Source organism: Rothia sp. HMSC066H02, from assembly GCF_001814995.1.
GTDB classification, from domain to species: Bacteria; Actinomycetota; Actinomycetes; order Actinomycetales; family Micrococcaceae; genus Rothia; species Rothia mucilaginosa.
The window spans coordinates 30,926-32,457 of record NZ_KV818674.1 but is presented as its reverse complement, the minus strand read 5'-3'; the positions used below and the strand labels follow the sequence as shown (position 1 = coordinate 32,457).

At 59.3% G+C, this 1,532-nt stretch carries 1 protein-coding gene and 1 pseudogene; both read left to right on the top strand.

The window, feature by feature from the left end; translation table 11 throughout:
* Nucleotides 1-194 (top strand): annotated as a pseudogene (locus HMPREF2999_RS03980) (ABC transporter ATP-binding protein); the annotation flags it as partial.
* Between the two features lie 479 nt (nt 195-673).
* The coding region (locus tag HMPREF2999_RS03975) for an ATP-binding cassette domain-containing protein (RefSeq protein ID WP_141757036.1) at nt 674-1,532 on the top strand (859 nt) is incomplete at its 3' end.

Here is a 1,532-nt window from a genome sequence, read left to right as displayed (position 1 = left end):
TGCTGGATGAGCCGACGAATAACCTCGATATTTCCTCGGTGGATTGGCTGGTGCAAGCACTCGAAGCCTATACCGGCGCGCTCATCGTAGTGAGCCATGATGAGGACTTCTGCCGCCGCATCCGCATTGACCGCACACTCAACCTTTCAACAAAAACTCTCGGGAAGGAACCATTCGGGGAATCAGCACGCTGAATCTTCTCCTACATGGGAGGGTGTTTGACTCAGCACCCGCACGCTCCCTATGCTGGAGTTCTCAGCTCTCTATCCGTGTTACCCCACCGTGTGGGGGTAGCTGGCTGAGCTGAATGTATCGTTTGACCGAAGCCGCCCAAGGCGCGACCGGGGCGGTATTCGGAATCTAGGAGGCATCAAAGAAATGACCCACCGAGCATAAGCCCGGACTCAGAAGAATTTTTCGCGCGCTCACGCAGCTATTTGCGCAGACATATTCCCCTGCGCACGTCCATTTTTCTGCGTGTCTCCATCAGCGCGCACGCACCCGGGCACAGGTACATCCACCGTTACGCTCGGGTTTTTTCGCGCCCTTTTTGGGGCGATCCTCTTACCGCCACGCGCTCAGCATAGGCACCCCCAAACCGCCGGCACACTACTGCAACGCATCACCGTCGGAGTTTGAGAGCACCCGAGCATCCATACCTCAAGGAGCTCGTATGACACACGTACTTCAGCCGCAGGCGACCTTTCCCCGTTCCGCTTCTTCCCGCGATGCCCGCCCGCACGCCACTTCCCACGCGGCGGCGCACGTTAGTATCGCCCATCTACACTTTGCGCACCCGAGCCAACCTCCACTGTTTGTGGACCTTTCGGCGGTATTTTCGGCACCTCTGACCGGGCTCATTGGCGATAATGGTTGCGGAAAAACAACCCTCATGAGATTGATTTTGGGTGATTTGACCCCGGATTCCGGTTCTTTGGCGGCACCGGAACACATGGCGTATCTACCTCAGGATTTGGGTCTGGACCGGGAGCAGACCCTCGCCGAGCTCTGCGGAATCTCTGAGATTCTGCGGGCGCTGCAGGCAGTGGAATCCGGCGAGTACTCCCCCGAACTCTATGAGATTATCGGGGACAGCTGGGACGTTGAGGAGCGCACCCTCGCGGCTCTTGCGACCTACGGTTTCACCCCGACGACCGTGGTTGATCGTGACAACTCGGAGGCGGTTCGGGCGCTCTTTGCCCGTAGCATGCGCAGTTTCTCCGGTGGTGAGGCGGTCATTGCCGCGCTTGCCTCGCTGATGATTTCTGACCCCGAGTTCATTCTGCTCGATGAGCCGACGAATAACCTTGACTCCGCGGCGAAGGCTCAGCTCTTCACCGCATTGGAGGCGCTACCCTGCCCGGCGCTCATTATTAGCCACGACCGCGACCTGCTGGAGCGCGTGAACGTGATTGCGGAGCTTCACGCCGACCGCCAGGGGCTGGCACATCTGCGCCTCTTTGAGGGTAACTACAGCACCTACCGGCAAGCGCTGGACACCGAGCAGCAGGCGGCTCAGCGTCGCGTGACCG